The organism is Streptomyces sp. NPDC001663 (assembly GCF_042893105.1).
In the GTDB taxonomy this organism is placed as follows: domain Bacteria; phylum Actinomycetota; class Actinomycetes; order Streptomycetales; family Streptomycetaceae; genus Streptomyces.
In genome coordinates this window covers 427,555-445,980 of the sequence record NZ_JBIAUR010000004.1, presented here as the reverse complement: position 1 = coordinate 445,980, position 18,426 = coordinate 427,555, and the positions used below count along the sequence as shown (strand labels likewise).

General features: G+C 68.5%; 14 protein-coding genes. 10 read left to right on the top strand and 4 right to left on the bottom strand.

All coding sequences use genetic code 11. From position 1 onward, the window contains the following. Positions 1-92 precede the first annotated feature (92 nt). Positions 93-485, top strand: a complete 393-nt coding sequence (locus tag ACFY1L_RS15860; protein ID WP_388823632.1) for a hypothetical protein — start codon at positions 93-95, stop codon at positions 483-485. Between the two features lie 371 nt (positions 486-856). On the opposite strand, the gene ACFY1L_RS15855 is transcribed toward ACFY1L_RS15860, so the two are convergent. Beyond that, on the bottom strand, positions 857-2,386 hold the full coding sequence (locus ACFY1L_RS15855) for a UDP-N-acetylglucosamine 1-carboxyvinyltransferase (protein ID WP_388823630.1): 1,530 nt from the start codon (positions 2,384-2,386) through the stop codon (positions 857-859). Positions 2,387-2,452: 66 nt separating this feature from the next. After that, a complete protein-coding gene (locus ACFY1L_RS15850; protein ID WP_356357696.1) occupies positions 2,453-2,650 on the bottom strand; it encodes a DUF4236 domain-containing protein in 198 nt (65 codons plus the stop codon). 282 nt (positions 2,651-2,932) lie between these two features. Here ACFY1L_RS15850 and acnA point away from each other — a divergent pair, with 282 nt between their 5' ends. The 4 genes from acnA to ACFY1L_RS15830 all read left to right on the top strand — a co-directional run bounded on the left by acnA (position 2,933) and on the right by ACFY1L_RS15830 (position 8,786). After that, the gene (acnA, locus tag ACFY1L_RS15845) at positions 2,933-5,650 is read left to right on the top strand and encodes an aconitate hydratase AcnA (protein ID WP_388823627.1); all 2,718 of its coding nucleotides are present in this window, start codon (positions 2,933-2,935) and stop codon (positions 5,648-5,650) included. Between the two features lie 167 nt (positions 5,651-5,817). Next, positions 5,818-6,543: a response regulator transcription factor gene (locus ACFY1L_RS15840; RefSeq protein ID WP_388823625.1), complete on the top strand. Its 726-nt coding sequence runs from the start codon at positions 5,818-5,820 to the stop codon at positions 6,541-6,543. Beyond that, positions 6,540-8,105 carry a sensor histidine kinase gene (locus ACFY1L_RS15835; RefSeq protein ID WP_388823623.1) on the top strand — a complete coding sequence of 522 codons (1,566 nt, stop codon included), beginning with the start codon at positions 6,540-6,542 and terminating at the stop codon, positions 8,103-8,105. The genes ACFY1L_RS15840 and ACFY1L_RS15835 overlap by 4 nt, the downstream gene beginning before the upstream one ends. Before the next feature lie 78 nt (positions 8,106-8,183). Next, positions 8,184-8,786, top strand: a complete 603-nt coding sequence (locus ACFY1L_RS15830; RefSeq protein ID WP_388823621.1) for an HD domain-containing protein — start codon at positions 8,184-8,186, stop codon at positions 8,784-8,786. Positions 8,787-8,796: 10 nt separating this feature from the next. On the opposite strand, the gene ACFY1L_RS15825 is transcribed toward ACFY1L_RS15830, so the two are convergent. Beyond that, positions 8,797-9,018, bottom strand: coding sequence for a hypothetical protein (locus tag ACFY1L_RS15825; RefSeq protein ID WP_388823619.1), 222 nt, complete (start codon positions 9,016-9,018; stop codon positions 8,797-8,799). 210 nt (positions 9,019-9,228) lie between these two features. Here ACFY1L_RS15825 and ACFY1L_RS15820 point away from each other — a divergent pair, with 210 nt between their 5' ends. From ACFY1L_RS15820 to ACFY1L_RS15810, 3 genes are all read left to right on the top strand, one after another. Continuing rightward, positions 9,229-10,326, top strand: a complete 1,098-nt coding sequence (locus tag ACFY1L_RS15820; RefSeq protein ID WP_388823617.1) for a lytic polysaccharide monooxygenase — start codon at positions 9,229-9,231, stop codon at positions 10,324-10,326. 376 nt (positions 10,327-10,702) lie between these two features. Further along, positions 10,703-11,695: a DUF6777 domain-containing protein gene (locus ACFY1L_RS15815; RefSeq protein WP_388823615.1), complete on the top strand. Its 993-nt coding sequence runs from the start codon at positions 10,703-10,705 to the stop codon at positions 11,693-11,695. 359 nt (positions 11,696-12,054) lie between these two features. Further along, on the top strand, positions 12,055-15,327 hold the full coding sequence (locus ACFY1L_RS15810; RefSeq protein ID WP_388823613.1) for a GH92 family glycosyl hydrolase: 3,273 nt from the start codon (positions 12,055-12,057) through the stop codon (positions 15,325-15,327). Here the strand turns inward: ACFY1L_RS15810 and ACFY1L_RS15805 are convergent. Further along, positions 15,308-16,315 (bottom strand): acetylxylan esterase, encoded by a 1,008-nt coding sequence (locus ACFY1L_RS15805; RefSeq protein ID WP_388823611.1) that lies wholly within the window; start codon positions 16,313-16,315, stop codon positions 15,308-15,310. The genes ACFY1L_RS15810 and ACFY1L_RS15805 overlap by 20 nt on opposite strands. Before the next feature lie 228 nt (positions 16,316-16,543). Here ACFY1L_RS15805 and ACFY1L_RS15800 point away from each other — a divergent pair, with 228 nt between their 5' ends. Together ACFY1L_RS15800 and ACFY1L_RS15795 are read left to right on the top strand one after the other, a co-directional pair. Continuing rightward, positions 16,544-17,524: an ABC transporter permease gene (locus ACFY1L_RS15800; RefSeq protein WP_388823609.1), complete on the top strand. Its 981-nt coding sequence runs from the start codon at positions 16,544-16,546 to the stop codon at positions 17,522-17,524. Then, complete coding sequence (locus tag ACFY1L_RS15795) at positions 17,518-18,390, top strand: carbohydrate ABC transporter permease (RefSeq protein WP_388823607.1); 873 nt, start codon at positions 17,518-17,520, stop codon at positions 18,388-18,390. Before ACFY1L_RS15800 ends, ACFY1L_RS15795 begins: the two co-directional genes overlap by 7 nt. Positions 18,391-18,426 lie beyond the last annotated feature (36 nt).

The following is an 18,426-nucleotide window of genomic DNA, read 5'->3' as shown; positions in this document are numbered from 1 at the left end:
TGGGCCACCACCGATTGCGGGCTGCGGTGGTGCTGCATCTCATGGATCCCATGCAGCAACAAACCTCTCCACCAGACGGTGCCGTGCCTCCGATGGAGCGATCGCACTGGGTGGCCTTCGCCGGAATCCTGCTGATGGTCAGCGCCCTGTTCAACCTGCTCAACGGATTTGTGGCGATCTTCAATCACGGCTACTACTCGACCGTCTACTCCGGAGGCAACCGGCTGCTCATCTTCAACTACACGGCTTGGGGCTGGATCTGGGTCGCCATCGGCATCGTGATGGCCCTGGCAAGTCTCGGTGTACTCGTGGGCTCCAGAGCGGCGCGGCTGACGGGCGTCTGTCTGGCAGTGTTCTGTCTCGTCGGTCAGATGATCTTCCTTCCGGTCTACCCGTTCTGGTCTCTGTTCACGATGCTGGTGTCCGTGCTGGTCATCTACGGTCTGCTGGCCGAGCCGCGCCACGTGCACGGCGCGCGCCTGTAGCGCAGCGAAGGCCCGGAGGCCAGTGCCGCATTGGGGGCACGGTGTGCCGTCGGCGGACGGTCCGCTCGCTCATCGTGTAGTGGCGCTGTTCGAGCCTGAGTTGGAGGCCGGCGGCCCGGTCGTCTCCCTGGCCCGGTGGCTCGGACACTCGGACCCCGGGACACGCTCCGGAAGTACGCACTCTTCCTGCCCCGGGCCGCTGCTCGCGGCGGCGCCGCCATCGACGCGGTCTTCGCGTAGCCGCAGGCCGCCCGCCGGCAGCCCGGTCCTGACCCAAAGTCCCAGAGAAGTCCCAGGGAGGCCGCCGCACCCCGTCCAAGCCTGCATCGGCGCAGCACAGACAGGGTGCGGTGGCACTCCGGCAAGCGCGGTCAGATGTCCCGGAAGATCTCGATCTGCGCCCCCACGGAGTTCAGCCGCTCCGCGAGATCCTCGTAACCGCGGTTGATGACATACACGTTGCGCAGCACAGACGTGCCGTCGGCGGCCATCATCGCCAGCAGCACGACCACGGCGGGCCGCAGCGCGGGCGGGCACATCATCTCGGCGGCGCGCCAGCGGGTCGGCCCCTCGACCAACACCCGGTGCGGGTCCAGGAGTTGGAGGCGCCCGCCGAGACGGTTCAGGTCGGTCAGGTAGATCGCGCGGTTGTCGTAGACCCAGTCGTGGATCAGCGTCTTGCCCTGCGCGGCGGCGGCAATGGCCGCGAAGAACGGGACGTTGTCGATGTTCAGGCCCGGGAACGGCATCGGGTGGATCTTGTCGATCGGTGCCTCCAGCTTGGAGGGCCGGACGGTGAGGTCCACCAGCCGCGTACGGCCGTTGTCCGCGAAGTACTCGGCCGTGCGGTCGTGGTCGAGCCCCATCTCCTCCAGCACCGCGAGCTCGATCTCCAGGAACTCGATCGGCACGCGCCGGACGGTGAGTTCGGACTCCGTGACGACCGCCGCGGCCAGCAGGCTCATCGCCTCCACCGGGTCCTCGGACGGGGAGTAGTCCACGTCCACGTCGATGTCCGGCACGCCGTGCACGGTCAGCGTCGTGGTGCCGATGCCCTCGACCCGTACGCCGAGCGCCTCCAGGAAGAAACACAGGTCCTGGACCATGTAGTTGGAGGACGCGTTGCGGATGACGGTGACGCCGTCGGAGCGGGCCGCGGCCAGTAGCGCGTTCTCGGTGACGGTGTCCCCGCGCTCGGTCAGCACGATCGGCCGCTCGGGCCGCACCGACCGGTCCACCACCGCGTGGTAGTGCCCCTCGGTGGCGGCGATGTCGAGCCCGAACCGGCGCAGCGCGATCATGTGCGGCTCGATGGTCCGCGTGCCGAGGTCGCAGCCGCCGGCGTACGGCAGTTTGAAGCGGTCCATCAGGTGCAGCAGCGGACCGAAGAACATGATGATGGACCGCGTCCGTACGGCGGCCTCGGCGTCGATGGCCTCCATGTCCAGCTCGGCGGGCGGCACGATCTCCAGGTCGACGCCGTCGTTGATCCACCGCGTGCGCACACCGATGGAGCCCAGCACCTCGAGGAGCCGGTACACCTCCTCGATCCGCGCCACGCGGCGCAGCACGGTGCGACCCTTGTTGAGCAGAGACGCGCAGAGCAGCGCAACACACGCGTTCTTGCTCGTCTTGACGTCGATGGCGCCGGACAGCCGACGTCCGCCGACCACCCGCAGATGCATCGGCCCCGCATAGCCGAGCGACACGATTTCACTCTCGAGCGCGCCACCGATTCGAGCGATCATCTCAAGGCTGATGTTCTGATTGCCGCGCTCGATGCGGTTGACCGCACTCTGACTGGTGCCGAGCGCCTCCGCAAGCTGCGCCTGTGTCCAGCCCCGGTGTTGCCGGGCGTCACGGATCAGCTTGCCGATGCGTACGAGGTAGTCGTCTGCCATGAGGCTGAGGTTATCTCAGATATGAGATGGGACATCCTCGGGGGGGACCATTCGGGTGACGCCCCGTCAACGTCGCCTTTCGGTACGGGTGCGACGCCATCCGAAAGGACCGGGCAAATCCATCGATGTCGTACGACGTCCTGAACTGCTGTGCGTATGCCGGGGACCGTGCCTGCCGCCGGTGGTGATGGACCAGGAGCGTCGGTTGATGTTCAGCCGCACTCCGGGAAGGATCCGGAAACTCTTGCGGAACGTGAGGGGCATCGTGCCTCCTTCCGAGGGTTCGGACTCCTTCCTCGGATACCCCGACTTGGCGTACTGATGGGCGTCGCGCGGGAAACAGCGACGTGCGCCACAGTGGGACCGGGCATGACCATCCGGCCCCCATGTACTAGAGTTATCTCGACATCGAGATATCTGCCGAGGAGCACCGCAGCCGCCACAGCAGTAAGGCTTGCCTAACTTAGCCTTACCTTAGCGGATCGGCCAAGTTGCCGTGGCGGCAGGATCGTGGTGAGTACGCGCACATCAATGAAGGAGACTGTCGTGTCGGCGAACAGCTTCGACGCCCGCAGCACGCTGCAGGTGGGCGACGAGTCGTACGAGATCTTCCGGCTGGACAAGGTGGAAGGCTCGGCTCGCCTTCCGTACAGCCTCAAGGTTCTGCTCGAGAACCTGCTCCGTACCGAGGACGGCGCGAACATCACCGCCGACCACATCCGTGCCCTCGGCGGCTGGGACTCGCAGGCCCAGCCCTCCCAGGAGATCCAGTTCACGCCCGCCCGCGTGATCATGCAGGACTTCACCGGCGTGCCCTGTGTCGTCGACCTCGCCACCATGCGTGAGGCCGTCAAGGAGCTCGGCGGCGACCCGGCGAAGGTCAACCCGCTCTCCCCGGCCGAGCTGGTCATCGACCACTCCGTCATCGCCGACAAGTTCGGCACCAACGAGGCCTTCGCGCAGAACGTCGAGCTGGAGTACGGCCGCAACCGCGAGCGCTACCAGTTCCTGCGCTGGGGCCAGACCGCCTTCGACGACTTCAAGGTCGTCCCGCCGGGCACCGGCATCGTCCACCAGGTGAACATCGAGCACCTGGCGCGCACGGTCATGGTCCGCAACGGCCAGGCCTACCCCGACACCCTCGTCGGCACCGACTCGCACACCACCATGGTCAACGGCCTCGGCGTCCTCGGCTGGGGCGTCGGCGGTATCGAGGCCGAGGCCGCGATGCTCGGCCAGCCGGTCTCGATGCTCATCCCGCGCGTCGTCGGGTTCAAGCTCACCGGTGAGCTCACCCCCGGCACCACCGCCACCGACCTCGTGCTGACCATCACCGAGATGCTCCGCAAGCACGGCGTCGTCGGCAAGTTCGTCGAGTTCTACGGCGAGGGTGTGGCGGCCACGAGCCTCGCCAACCGCGCCACCATCGGCAACATGTCGCCGGAGTTCGGCTCCACCGCCGCGATCTTCCCGATCGACGACGAGACCATCAAGTACCTGAAGCTGACCGGCCGCTCCGAGCAGCAGCTCGCGCTCGTCGAGGCGTACGCCAAGGAGCAGGGCCTCTGGCTGGACCCGAAGGCCGAGCCGGACTTCTCCGAGAAGCTCGAGCTGGACCTCTCCACGGTCGTCCCCTCCATCGCCGGCCCGAAGCGCCCGCAGGACCGCATCGTCCTCGCGAACGCCGCCGAGCAGTTCAAGCAGGACGTCCGCAACTACGTCGACACCGTGGACGAGGCGGGCCAGGAGTCCTTCCCGGCGTCCGACGCCCCGGCCATCCACCCCAACGGTGCCCCGTCGAACCCGGTCACCGTGACCGCCCCCGACGGCTCGACGTACGAGATCGACCACGGTGCGGTGACGGTCGCGGCCATCACCTCCTGCACCAACACCTCCAACCCGTACGTCATGGTCGCCGCCGCCCTGGTGGCCAAGAAGGCGGTCGAGAAGGGCCTGACCCGCAAGCCGTGGGTCAAGACCACCCTCGCCCCGGGTTCGAAGGTCGTCACCGACTACTTCGACAAGGCGGGTCTGACCCCGTACCTCGACAAGGTCGGCTTCAACCTCGTCGGCTACGGCTGCACCACCTGCATCGGCAACTCCGGCCCGCTGCCGGAGGAGGTCTCCAAGGCCGTCAACGACCACGACCTCGCGGTCACCTCGGTCCTCTCCGGCAACCGGAACTTCGAGGGCCGTATCAACCCCGACGTCAAGATGAACTACCTGGCCTCCCCGCCGCTGGTCGTCGCGTACGCCCTCGCGGGCTCCATGAAGGTGGACATCACCGAGGACGCCCTGGGCGTCGACCAGGACGGCAACCCGGTCTTCCTGAAGGACATCTGGCCCTCCGAGGCCGAGGTCAACGACGTCGTGGCCAACGCCATCGGCGAGGACATGTTCAACAAGTCCTACCAGGACGTCTTCGCGGGCGACGCCCAGTGGCAGGCGCTGCCGATCCCGACCGGCAACACCTTCGAGTGGGACGCCCAGTCGACCTACGTCCGCAAGCCCCCGTACTTCGAGGGCATGACGATGGAGACCACCCCCGTCTCCGACATCACCGGCGCCCGCGTCCTCGCCAAGCTGGGCGACTCGGTGACGACGGACCACATCTCGCCCGCCGGCGCCATCAAGGCCGACACCCCGGCCGGCAAGTACCTCACGGAGCACGGCGTCGAGCGCCGCGACTTCAACTCCTACGGCTCCCGCCGCGGCAACCACGAGGTCATGATCCGCGGTACGTTCGCCAACATCCGCCTGCGTAACCAGATCGCGCCGGGCACCGAGGGCGGCTACACCCGCGACTTCACCCAGGCCGACGGTCCGGTGTCGTTCATCTACGACGCCTCGCGCAACTACATCGAGCAGGGCACCCCGCTGGCCATCCTGGCCGGCAAGGAGTACGGCTCCGGTTCGTCCCGCGACTGGGCCGCCAAGGGCACCGCGCTCCTGGGAGTCAAGGCCGTCATCGCCGAGTCGTACGAGCGCATCCACCGCTCGAACCTCATCGGCATGGGCGTCCTGCCGCTGCAGTTCCCGGAGGGCGCGAACGCCGAGTCCCTCGGCCTGACCGGCGAGGAGACCTTCTCCTTCACCGGCGTCGAGGAGCTCAACAACGGCACCACGCCGCGCACGGTCAAGGTCACCACCGACACCGGTGTCGAGTTCGACGCGGTCGTCCGCATCGACACCCCCGGTGAGGCCGACTACTACCGCAACGGCGGCATCATGCAGTACGTGCTGCGCTCGCTGATCCGCAAGTAAGCGGTCAAGCAAGCGGTACGGCAAGGCAGTTGAGGGCCGCGCTCCCGGTTCGCCGGGGGCGCGGCCCTCGCCGTGTCCATGCTGCCCGCTCGGGAAAAATCCCAGGTCATCACCCATCCTCAGGTGGAACACAGGATTCCCCCAGCGGACCGGGACAGTATCGAGACATGTCTGGCACCTCCGTGTCCCGAACCGGCCGCGTCCGCGTGCTCATCGTCGACGACGAGCCCGCGCTCACCGACGTGCTCTCCGTCGCCGTCGCCGAGGCGGGCTGGCGGCCCTACCCGGCCGCCGACGGGCACAGCGCGCTGCGGATCGCCCGCGGCTGCGCCCCGCACGTCGTCGTGCTCGACGGGATGCTGCCGGACCTGGACGGCATCCAGGTACTGCGCCGCCTGCGCCACGAGAACCCGAAGCTCCCGGTACTGATGCTCACGGCCCGCGACGCCCTGGAGTACCGCATCGACGGCCTCGAGAACGGCGCCGACGACTACGTGACCAAACCCTTCTCCCTGGAGGAGGTCGTGGTCCGCCTGCGCGGCCTGCTCCGCCGGGCCGGCACCGACCGGAACCTCACCGACGACTCCGTACGGGTCCTCGGCGACCTGGTCCTCACGGAGGAGACCCGCGAGGTGCACCGAGCAGGTCGGCACATCCAACTCACCGCCAAGGAATTCGACTTGCTCAGCCTCCTCGTGAACCACCCGCGCCAGGTGCTGAGCAAGTCCCAGATCCTCGATCACGTGTGGAGCAGTTCCTTCGACGGCGGTGGCAACCTGGTCGAGGTCTACATCTCGAATCTGCGCCGGAAGATCGACAAGGGCCGGGCGCCGATGATCCACACCGTCCGTGGCCTGGGCTACGCCATCAGGCCGACGGAGGACGGCAGATGACCGCCCGCCCGCGCGGCCGCTCCCTGCGCACCCGTCTGCTTCTGTTCGTCATCGCCACCCTCGTCGTCGTATGCGGGGCGATGGCGCTCACCACCGCGGCCGTCCAACGCGCCTATCTCATGGGCGACCTGGACGACCGCGTCACCAATGCCGCCCAGCGCAGTCTGGGCGGAGCCGGGCTCCATCCGGACGACGAGGCCAACCTGTCCTTCCTCACCGAGAACGGCCACCCCGCCGGACTGCTCGCCGGCCGGTTCGACGACGACGGCTCGATCGTCTCGGCGGCCGTCGTCAGCCAGGACGCCCCGCCGCAGAACCTGACCACCGCCCAGCGCGCCGCGCTGCGGCGCATCGCGACCGACGGCTCCAAGCACACGGTCACCGTCCCCGCTCTGGGCACCTACCGGATCACCGCGCTCGACTCGAACGGCATCCGCGTCCTGACCGGACTCCCGATGGACAACGTACAGAACATGATCGGCGGACTGGTCATGGTCGAGGCGGGCGTGGCAGCGGCCGGACTGACGGCCGCGGGTGTGGTCTGCGCGGTGGTCATACGACGTCAACTGCGCCCTCTGGGCCGGGTCGCCGCCACCGCGGTCGAGGTCTCCCGGGCCCCACTGGACCGCGGCGAGGTCACCGGCCTCACCCGTGTCCCGGCCCGTGACACCGACCCCGGCACCGAGGCCGGCCAGGTCGGCGCCGCCCTCAACCGGATGATCGACCACATCGAGTCCTCCCTCGTCGAACGCCAGCGCGGCGAGGAGCAGGTGCGCCGCAGCGAGGAGCGCATGCGCCGCTTCCTGGCCGACGCCAGCCACGAACTCCGCACCCCGCTCGCCTCCATCGCGGGCTACGCGGAACTGATGAACCGCGGCACGGACCGCATCGAGCCGGTCCTCGCCTGGCGCCGCGTCTCGGCGGAGTCGGCCCGCATGACGGGCCTGGTCGAGGACCTGCTCCTGTTGGCCCGCCTGGACGAGGGCCGCCCGCTGGAGTCGGGCGAGGTGGACCTCGCGGCGGTGGTCGCGGAGGCGGTCTGGGACGCGCGAGCGGCGGGAGGCGGCCACGAATGGCAACTCCAACTCTCCCTCGACGCCCCCTCGTTGGTCCTCGGCGACGAGTCCCGCCTCCACCAGGTCGTGGCCAACCTGCTGGCCAACGCCCGCATGCACACACCGGCGGGCACGACGGTGGTGGCGGAGGTGGAGGCGACGGGGGAGCGGTGCGTGATCCGGGTGCGGGACGACGGACCCGGCATTCCGCCGGAACTGCTGCCGAGGGTCTTCGAGCGCTTCACGCGGGCGGACACGTCTCGGTCCCGGGCGGCGGGCAGGGAAGGCGGATCAGGGCTGGGGCTGGCGATCGCGGCGGCGATCGTGGGGGCGCACGGGGGACGTATCGAGGTGGAAAGCGTCCCGGGCCGCACGGAGTTCACCATCGAACTGCCGTCGGCCGTGCCTACCCCAGGGTTCGAACCCGCCGGGGAACCGATCGGCCACACGAAGCCGGCGCCGGTGCAGCGGAGCGACAGGGCTGCACGACTCGGATCGGCTCCGTGAGCACCGGCGGCCGCAGCAGGTGACACAGTCTGACGCGATTCGTCATGCGCGCCGCACCCCGCCCCCTACCCTGACGCGGTGACGACCGTCGACCCGCTCCAGCGCGCCCTCCACGACCCCGGCCACCCGCCCCTGCGCCCGCTGCCCGACCAAGTGGCCTGGCTCCTTGGCGACTTGGACGCCCCGCCCCGCCTGGCGGCCCACCTCAGGGCCGTCCACGACGTCGCGCACCAGCTCGTGGACTGGATGGCGCGGGAGCATCCGTCGGTCCAACTCGACCGCGATGCAGTGCTGTTCGGGGCAGCCACGCACGACATCGGCAAGACGGCACACCCGGCCGAACTGTCCGGCCCCGGTTCCGCGCACGAAGCCGCCGGGCGCGAGCTGCTGCTGGCTCGTGGCATCGTCCCGGAGCTGGCCCGGTTCGCGTCGACGCACGCCACCTGGACCCGACCGGGCACCGGCCTCGAGGATCTACTGGTGAGCGTCGCCGACAAGATCTGGAAGGGCAAGCGGGTCCAGGAGTTGGAGGACCTGTTCGTCGCACGTCTCGCGGAGGCGACCGGACGGACGGCCTGGGAGGAGTTCCTGCCCTTCGACGACCTGCTCACCGCCATCGGCCAGGACGCCGACGGACGACTGGCCTTCCAGGCGGCGTATCCGGTGGGGCGGGTGCGCTGAGACGGCGGGATCAGAAGCCGAGGAGTGCGTCGAGGTCGATCTCGACCGGGAACGGCATTTGGACCTCGGCGGCGGCGAAGAGAGCCGGCTTGCGCACCCGGTCCTGCTGCCGGGACCCGGACGGGACGACCTCCACGACGAGGGCGAGCTTCTCCACCGGAACGTGCTCGGCCTTGAGGAAGTCCACCTCGGTGGCCTGTCCCTGCTGCGGTGCGGTCACCCCTGTCCCCATGGAGATCAGTGTGGAGACCACCGCACCGAGTAGTCCACTGCGCCCCCCGTTTACAACCGACCCATCCAGCGCTACCTTCCCCCACACGCGGGGTGGGAGCGCTCCCATTTGGCGACGGACCGGAACCCGCCGCCCCCGGGGACGCCCCCACCCCGCCTCACCTCCGCACACCCGCATCCATACGGTCGTACCCGAAGGAATGCCGCTGTCATGATCCTGACAAGAACGGGTCGATTAGCGTCCTCAACCCGCACCCGCACCCGCACCCGCACCCGCACCCGAGCCCTCTTCCTCGTCCTGGTCTCCCTCCTCGCCACCCTCCCGGCCCTCGCCCTCGTCGTCACGGCCGGCGGCAAGGCGGAGGCCCACGGCACGCCCATGAAACCCGGCAGCCGCACCTTCCTGTGCTGGGAGGACGGCCTCACAGACACCGGCGAGATCAAGCCCGTCAACCCGGCCTGCAAGGCGGCCCAACAGGTCAGCGGTACAACGCCGTTCTACAACTGGTTCTCCGTGCTGCGCTCCGACGGAGCCGGCCGCACCCGCGGCTTCGTGCCCGACGGCGAGCTATGCAGCGGCGGCAACCCGAACTTCACAGGCTTCAACCTCCCGCGCAGCGACTGGCCATTGACCCATCTGACCTCGGGCGCGACCGTCGACTTCTCCTACAACGCCTGGGCCGCGCACCCGGGTTGGTTCTACGTCTACGTCACCAAGGACGGCTTCGACCCGACCAGGACACTCACCTGGGCCGACATGGAGGACACCCCGTTCCTCATGGTCGACCACCCGCCGCTCAACGGCTCCCCGGGCACGGTCGAGGCCAACTACTCCTGGACCGGCAAGCTTCCCGCAAACAAGTCGGGCCGCCACATCATCTACATGGTCTGGCAGCGCTCGGACAGCGCGGAGACCTTCTACTCCTGCTCCGACGTCGTGTTCGACGGCGGAAACGGTGAAGTGACGGGCATTCACGATCCCGGCAACCCCACCGACCCCGTCCCCGGCACCTGCACCGCCACCCGCAGGACCACGAACAGCTGGAGCGGCGGCTACCAGTCCGAGGTCACCGTCACCAACTCCGGCGACGTCCCGATGCTCGGCTGGATGGTCAACTGGACACTGCCCGGCGGCCAGAAGGTCGAGAGCCTCTGGAGCGGCAACGCGACCTACAACGGCCAGGACGTGATGGTCCACAACGCCGACTGGAACGGTTCGCTGAGTCCGGGCCAGAGCGCGACCTTCGGCTATGTCGTCTCGGGCGACGGCGGCGATCCGGCGACGACCCTTCCCTGTCGGGTCGGCTGAACCACCGCGGCAGAACGGCTGAACCTCCGCTCGGGGCGGACCCGGTGGCCGTGTGTCGATTTCCACCGGGTCCGCGAGCAGGCCGTGTTCACGACACTCTGACACAACACGCCTGGGACAACTGGGACTTACTCTGATGAAAGTCCCCTGCGGCTCGATGTTGTGAATACGCTCCGTGGCGTATGGCGGCCGAACGGCCGGTGCGGGACGGTTGACGCTCCATGGCGCGAATCGGGGGATTCTCATGGCGCGTATGGCCTCTTCTGCGTCCGTCCGGCGCATCACATCACTCTGTCTCGCTCTCGTCCTCGCACTCGGCCTGGGGCTGACCGCGACGGCCTGTGCCCCGGCCGCAGCCGCGGTGGTCGGGGAGTCCGTGGGCTACGCCGCCGAGGCGGCTTTCATGCGAGGGGCACTCACCTACGGTGAGAGGGTTCTCGCCCGCGAGACCCTCGCTGAGGGCGGCGAGGTCGCGGGCGGTAAGGCCGGCTTGTACGGCGGCAGCCTGAAGGCGTCGAGCTGCAAGGTCAAGAAGCTCATCTCCTTCCTGAAGGACCCCGCCCACCGCAAGAAGGCCGCGGCCTGGGCCCAGGTTCTGGACCCCAGCGGCATCGAGGACTTCCTGCTCCACAAGGTGACACCGGTACTCCTGGGCAACGACACCCTCGTCCGCAACCATGGGTACGAGAAGGGCAAGCGCAAAGCCACGTCGTACGACTCCGTCCTGGAGGCCGGCATGGCTGTGCTAGTCGACATCCACGGCGTGCCGGCCGTGAAGTGCAACTGCGGCAATCCGCTGACCACGACGGAGACCGGTATCGACGTCAAGATCAAAATCAAGTTCAAGGGCAAGAAGTGGGGCTTCGACAAGAAGCGGATGGTCAAGGTCAAGAAGAGCGAGAGGCCCAGCGAGGCCCTCGTCCTCGCGAACGTCGACGACCAGGGCCAGGACATCAAACGCCCGGTCGGCGCGAACGGAGCGCAAGAGGACGAGGTTGTCCCGCCCTCTGACGAGGTGGTCACCGTGCCCGACCTCGTCGGAAAGCCGGAGGACGAAGCGCGTGCACTGCTCCAGGAGCTCGGTCTGGAGGCCGTCAGTGAATTTGACCCGGAGTCCGATCAGGAGCAGGGAACGGTCACCTCGACGGAGCCCGGCGCAAGCAGCACAGTCGCTCCCGGCTCGACGGTCACTTTGAAGATCGCCGGACCAGAAACCACAACACCTACCGGCGCGCCGAGCTCTACCTCGGACTCTTCCCCGGACATCTCACCGTCCTTTTCCGATGACGGCGGCGGCGGAACGCTGAACCCCACGCCAGGGGCTACCGACGGAACAGATCTCGTCGGCGGTACGGAAGGCGCGACCTGACTCTGCGGTTCCCGGGCCGGATGAACCACTGCTCGGGGCGGACCCGGTGGCCGTGTGTCGATTTCCACCGGGTCCGCGAGCCGGGCCAGGCCGGGGGAGTACCTGTCCGGGTGGTGCTGGCTTGTGGCGACGTCGCGATGCGGCGACAACGTTGTCTAATGGTCTGCACATGACTCTATCGCCTCAACCGACAACGCTGTCCAACCAGTTGACCCACTTCGCTGAACCGTGCGGGTGTCCCTCCCGCGCGCCCCCGCCTCCGTACGCACTCTTCCGTGGTACGCGTGGCGCACGCTACTGTCCCTGCGGCTTGTGCGACCTGTGGTGCGCGACCCGTCCGAAGGAGGAGGGGCCGCGTCATGCGTTTCCGTCCTACGTCATTGCTGCTGGCCGCGGTGCTCGCGGTCGGCGGTGCCACCCCCGCCCTGGCGGCGACCGCCGCCCCACCGGATCTCGTCCGGGACCCGACCTCGTACGTCGACCCGCTCATCGGCACCAGGAACGGCGGCAACGTCTTCCCGGGCGCCGTCACCCCGTTCGGCATGCTCTCCTGGAGCCCGGAGAACACCAGAGGCGACGCCACCCGCACCGCCGCGCCCGGCGGTTACCAGTACGACGCCACCCGCATCCGCGGCTTCAGCCTGACCCACATGTCGGGCACGGGCTGCGCGGGCGGCAGCGGCGACATCCCGTTCTTCCCGTACGCCGGTGACGTCACGTCGTCGCCCGCGAGCGACACCAAGGACGCCGTCTACGCCTCCGACTTCAGCCACGCCGACGAGACCGCCGAGCCCGGCCACTACAAGGTCGCACTGGCGTCGGGGGTCACGGCCGATCTCACCGCGACCGATCGCACCGGGTCGGCCCGGTTCACGTATCCGGCCGACAAGCCCGCCTCCCTCCTCATCCGCACCGCCAACTCCGAGGTGGGCTCGACCGATTCGTCGGTCACCATCGACCCGGCGACGCGTACGGTCTCGGGCTCCGTCACCTCCGGGAACTTCTGCGGTTACCTCGACCCCGAAGGCCAACGCGCCTACTACACCCTGTACTTCACCGCCCGCTTCGACCGCGCCTTCAAGGCCACCGGCACCTGGCAGGACGACAGGCTCAGCCCGGGTTCGACCTCCGCGAGCGGCGGCACCGGCGGCTTCTCGAGCGGCGGACGTCCCGTCGCCGGCAAGGGCGCCGGCGGCTACGTCGAGTTCGAGCCCGGCGACGGCCCCGTGGGCGCCAAGGTCGGTATCTCGTACGTCAGTCAGGCGGGCGCCGAGGCCAATCTCGCCGCCGAGAACCCGCCGTACCGCTCCTTCGGCTCGGTGCAGGACGCCGCCCACCGCGCCTGGCGCGATCAGCTGGACGCCATCCGGGTCGGCGGCGGTACCGACGACGAGCGCACCACCTTCTACACCGCGCTCTACCACGCGCTCCTCCACCCGAACGTCATCAGTGACGCCGACCGCAGATATCGGGGGAGTGACGGCAAGGTCCACACCGTCGGCAAGGGCCATCAGGCGCAGTACGGCACCTTCTCCGGCTGGGACGTGTACCGGGACCAGGTGCAGCTGCTGACCCTCCTCAACCCGCGCACCGGTTCCGACATCGCGCAGTCCCTGTACGAACTCGCCCAGCAGAACGGCGGCGTGTGGGACCGCTGGCTGCACGGCGCGGGCGGCACCCACATCATGAACGGCGACCCCTCGCCCACCGCCCTGGCCGGCATCCGCGCCTTCGGCGGCACGGACTTCGACCTGCGCGGCGCCCTCAAGTCACTGGTCCAGGCGGCGACCGTGCCGACGGAACAGGACCTGTCGTCGGCCGGGAAGCCGGTACTGTCCGTCGGCCAACGCCCCTCGCTCGACAAGTACTTGAAGCTGCACTACATGCCATCCGTCTCCAACGCCTGGGGCGGCGCCGCCGAGACCCTCGAGATGTCCGGTGCCGACTTCTCCCTCTCCCAACTCGCCACCGCGGCAGGGGAGAAGGACACCGCGGCCGCCTTCGCCAAGCGCTCCCAGTGGTGGCAGAACAACTTCAACATCGCGGCCGACCCCACCGGCGGCTACATCGCCAACCGAAAGGCCGACGGCAGCTGGGTCACCGGCTTCACCCCGGCCACCGGCAACGGGTTCGTCGAGGGTACGGCCGCCCAGTACACCTGGATGGTCCAGCACAACCCGGCCGGCCTGTTCGCCGCGATGGGTGGCCGTGACGCCTCCGTGAAGCGCCTCGACACCTTCTTCCACGACGCCGACGGCGGCTGGGCCTTCACCGGCAGTGGCGGCGACAAGTCCGAGCTGGACAACGAGCCGTCGATCAACGTGCCTTACCTGTACGACTACGCGGGCGCTCCCTACAAGGCGCAGGAGACCGTCCGCGCAGCGATGAAGCAGCTCTGGTCGACGCAGCCCGGCGGTATCCCCGGCAACGACGACCTCGGCGCGATGTCCTCCTGGTACGTCTTCTCCTCCCTCGGCATGTACCCGCAGGTCCCGTCCCGCGCCGAACTCGCCCTCGCCTCACCGCTGTTCCCGCGCATCGAGATCGACCGGCCCCACGGCAACGACATCTCCATCCGCGCGGAGGGCGCCGCCGCCGACGCTCCGTACATCAACTCCCTCAAGGTCAACGGCCGTACCAGCGAACGGCCTTGGCTGCCCGCCTCCCTTGTGCGGGACGGCGGCAGGCTCGACTACACGCTCTCCGGTACGCCCGACAGGACCTGGGGCAGCGACCCCTCCGACGCGCCGCCTTCCTTCCGCGAGGGCGAGCAGCCGTACCAGATCGGTGTCGGCCCGACCACGGCGACCATCGAGCCGGGCGGGAGCGCCAAGGTCGGCATCCGTGCGCTGTCGATGAGCGGGGGCGCCGGGCCCGAGGTGCGGTTCAAGGTCGACGTACCGGAAGGGATCACTGCAACTCCCGCCGAAGGGACGGTGGTCGACGGCTCCCAGGAGATCACCCTCGGCTCCGCCAAGGACATGAAACAGGGCTTCTACGACGCCAAGGTCACGGTGACCTCCGGCGACACCTCCTACGAGCAGCCCGTCGCCCTCACCGTCGCCGCTCCCGGCACCCTCCTCGCCGCCTACAACAACACCGGCGTCTCGGACGACGAGGGCGACCACGACGAGGCCGACTACGACGGCGGTGGCTGGAGCTACTCCCGTCAGGCGCTCTCGGCGGCCGGTCTCACGCCGGGCGGCCAAGGCACCGTCGACGGGCTCGCCTTCACCTGGCCCAACTCGCCGGACGCCCGACCGGACAACGTCTCCGCGGACGGCCAGACCGTCGAACTCGCCGACCCGGCAGCCAAGTTGTCCTTCATCGGCAGCGCGGTCAACGGCAACCAGCAGACCAAGGCCACCGTCACCTACACCGACGGCAGCACCGACACGGTCGACCTGTCCTTCACCGACTGGACCGTCGGCGGAGGCGGCGGCACCGTCCAGTACGGCAACGAGGTCGTCGCCAAGACCGCGTACCGGAATGTCGCGGGCGCGGACAAGGACCCGGTGGCGACGTACGTCTTCGCCACCAAGCCCTTCGAGGCACCGGCGGGCAAGACGATCGCGGGCGTGAAGCTGCCGCAGAACACGGACCTGCACGTGTTCACCCTCGCGACGAGCTGATCTCCAACACGCCGGACAGCCAGTCGAGTTGGCGGCGCACGTGTACCGCGTCGCCGCCCTCGTGGCCGTTGTACGGATAGGCGTGGATCTCCTTGCGGGGGTCCGCGCCGGTCAGCTCCCCGTACCGGTTGAACGCGGCGTACGCCCCGCTCGGCGGGCACACGGTGTCGCGCAGGCCGACCCCGAAATGGGCCGGGGCGTGGGCGCGGCGGGCGAAGGAGATGCCCTCCACGTAGGACAGGGTGCGGTACGCGGCCGACTCGGCGCCCCGGTGGACGGCGAGGTAGGCCGCGATCTCGCCGTACGGGCTCGCGTCGGTGAGGTCGAGGGCCCGCCGGATGCCGCACAGGAAAGGCGCGGTGACCAGGGCCGCCCTCAGGTCCGGCAGCAACCCCGCGACGGCCAGGGCGAGTCCGCCGCCCTGGCTGTTGCCGACGACCGCCGTCCGTCGCGCGTCCACGCCCGGCAGTGCGCGCACCGCCGCCACCGCACGGGCGGCGTCCGTGATCAGCCGGCGGTAGTGGTAGTCCTGCCGGGCGAGCAGGCCCCGTACCACCGGGCCCGGTCCGCCCGGCGCGGCGGACGCCTGCGGGTCGGGTGTGTCGCCGCCGCAGCCGTACTGGTCGCCCTGACCGCGGTTGTCCATGAGTAGATGCGCGTATCCGGCGTTCACCCAGGTCAGCCGCTCGTGTGGCAGGCCGCGGCCGCGCCCGTAACCCGCGAACTCGACGACGGCGGGGAGGGGTTCGCGGGACCTCGCCGGACGGCTGAACCAGGCGCGCACGGGACCCCCGGCGAAGCCCCGGAACGTGACGTCCAAGGTCTCCGTCAGCCGTAGCCCGGTCTCCACCACCCGCACCGACACCAACGGGTCCCACTGGGCCGCGTCCTTGAGGGTGTCCTGCCAGAACTCGTCGAAGTCGGCGGGCTCTTCGGGCTCCGGACGATGGCGCTCCAGCTCGGGCAGTGGCAGGTCGAACGCGGGCACGGCGGCACCTCGCAGGAGTCGGTCCGGTGATGGAAACTTGCGGAACCGCAGAAGCGAACTTCCGTGTTCTACCCCGTCCTCAGAGGGTTCCAACACCGCACATCCGCCTCGGGCATCTCCTGCGTGACCCATTGACAGCGCTTTCTAAGTGCCTCTAGGTTGCCGCGAAGTTACCGGTAAGAGCTCGAAAGTTTCGGTTCCATGCCTCCGTCATGAGAGGACCGAGCAATGAGCACCTCCGTCAAGTCGGCCTCTCCCCCGTCCGACCTCCAGGAGCCGCCGAGAGCTGTCACCCACTCGGCTCCGCGCAGCGGCCTGCGGCGGGCGCTGCGCCGCGACTGGCAGCTGTACTCGCTTGCCCTGCTGCCGTTGCTGTTCTTCCTGGTCTTCCGCTATCTGCCGATGATCGGCAATGTGATCGCCTTCCGCCGCTTCGAGCCGGGCGGCTCGATGTTCGGCGAGGAGTGGGTGGGGCTGCGCTATGTGCGCATGTTCCTGAGCGATCCGACGTTCTGGCAGGTGTTCCGGAACACGCTGTGGCTCGGCGGGCTCACGCTCGTCTTCTGCTTCCCGATCCCGATCGTCCTGGCTCTGCTGCTGAACGAGGTGCGCCGGCGCTCCCTGAAGCGGTTCGTGCAGTCGGTGTCGTACCTTCCGCACTTCCTGTCGATGGTGATCGTCGCGGGGATCACGATGCAGATGCTCGCCACCGACGGGCCGGTCAACCACGTCCTCGGCTGGTTCGGGCACGACCCGATCCGCTTCATCCAGGAACCCGAGTGGTTCCGCACGATCTACGTCGGCTCGGAGATCTGGCAGACGGCGGGCTGGGGCACGATCCTCTACCTCGCCGCGCTCACCACGATCGACGAGGAGCTGTACGAGGCCGCACGCATCGACGGCGCGAACCGCTGGCAGCAGATCTGGCACGTCACCCTGCCCGGCATCCGGCCCACCATGATCACGCTGCTGATCCTGAACGTCGGCACGTTCATGGCGGTCGGCTTCGAGAAGGTCCTGCTGCTGTACAACCCGCTGACCTACCCGACCGCCGACGTGATCTCGACGTACGTCTACCGGGCCGGTGTCGAGTCCAACAGCTTCAGTTACGCGGCCGCCATCGGCCTGTTCGAGGCGATCATCGGCCTGGTCCTGATCACGTCCGCCAACCAGCTCTCGCGCCGCACAGTGGGGACCAGCCTGTGGTGAAGCCGAGCCGTTCCCACCGTGTCTTCCAGGGCGTCAACGGGGTGATCCTCACCTTCGTCGTGGTCGTGACCCTGTACCCGTTCGCCAACATCGTCGCCCGGTCCTTCAGCGGGGAGCGCCAGATCCGGGCCGGTGAAGTGACCCTGTGGCCCAAGGGGTTCAACCTCACGACGTACAGAATCGTCTTCCAGGACTCGATGTTCTGGCGGAACTACGGCAACACCGTGCTCTACACGGTCGTGTCCACGGCCGTGGCCATGGTCCTGACGACCTGTTACGCCTACGTCCTGTCGAAGAAGCACCTCAAGGGTCGCACCACGCTCATCGGCGTCGCGGTCTTCACCATGTTCTTCACCGGCGGCCTGATCCCCAACTACGTGCTGATCACCACCTTCGGCCTGAAGAACAGCGTGTGGGCGATCGCGCTGCCCAACGCGATCAGCGTCTTCAACCTCCTGGTGATGAAGGCCTTCTTCGAGAGCCTGCCGACCGAACTGGAGGAGGCCGCGCAGATCGACGGACTGAGCACCTACGGCATCCTCCTCAGGATCGTGCTGCCGCTGTCCAAGGCGGTCGTCGCGACGATGGTGCTCTTCTACTCGGTGTCCTTCTGGAACTCCTGGTTCAGCGCCTTCCTCTACATGGACCGCACCGACCTGATGCCGGTCACGGTCTATCTGCGCAACCTCATCGCGGGCGCCACCGGCGGCGGCAACGCCGGAGCCACCACCGAGCAGCTGAGCCAGGTCGGCGCGAGCATCCAGGCGGTCACCATCGTGCTCACCGCCCTGCCGGTCATCTGCGTGTATCCGTTCGTCCAGCGCTACTTCGTCTCGGGCGTGATGCTCGGCGCGGTCAAGGGCTGACGTCCCCTCAACTGACCTACGGAACAAAGGAGTTCC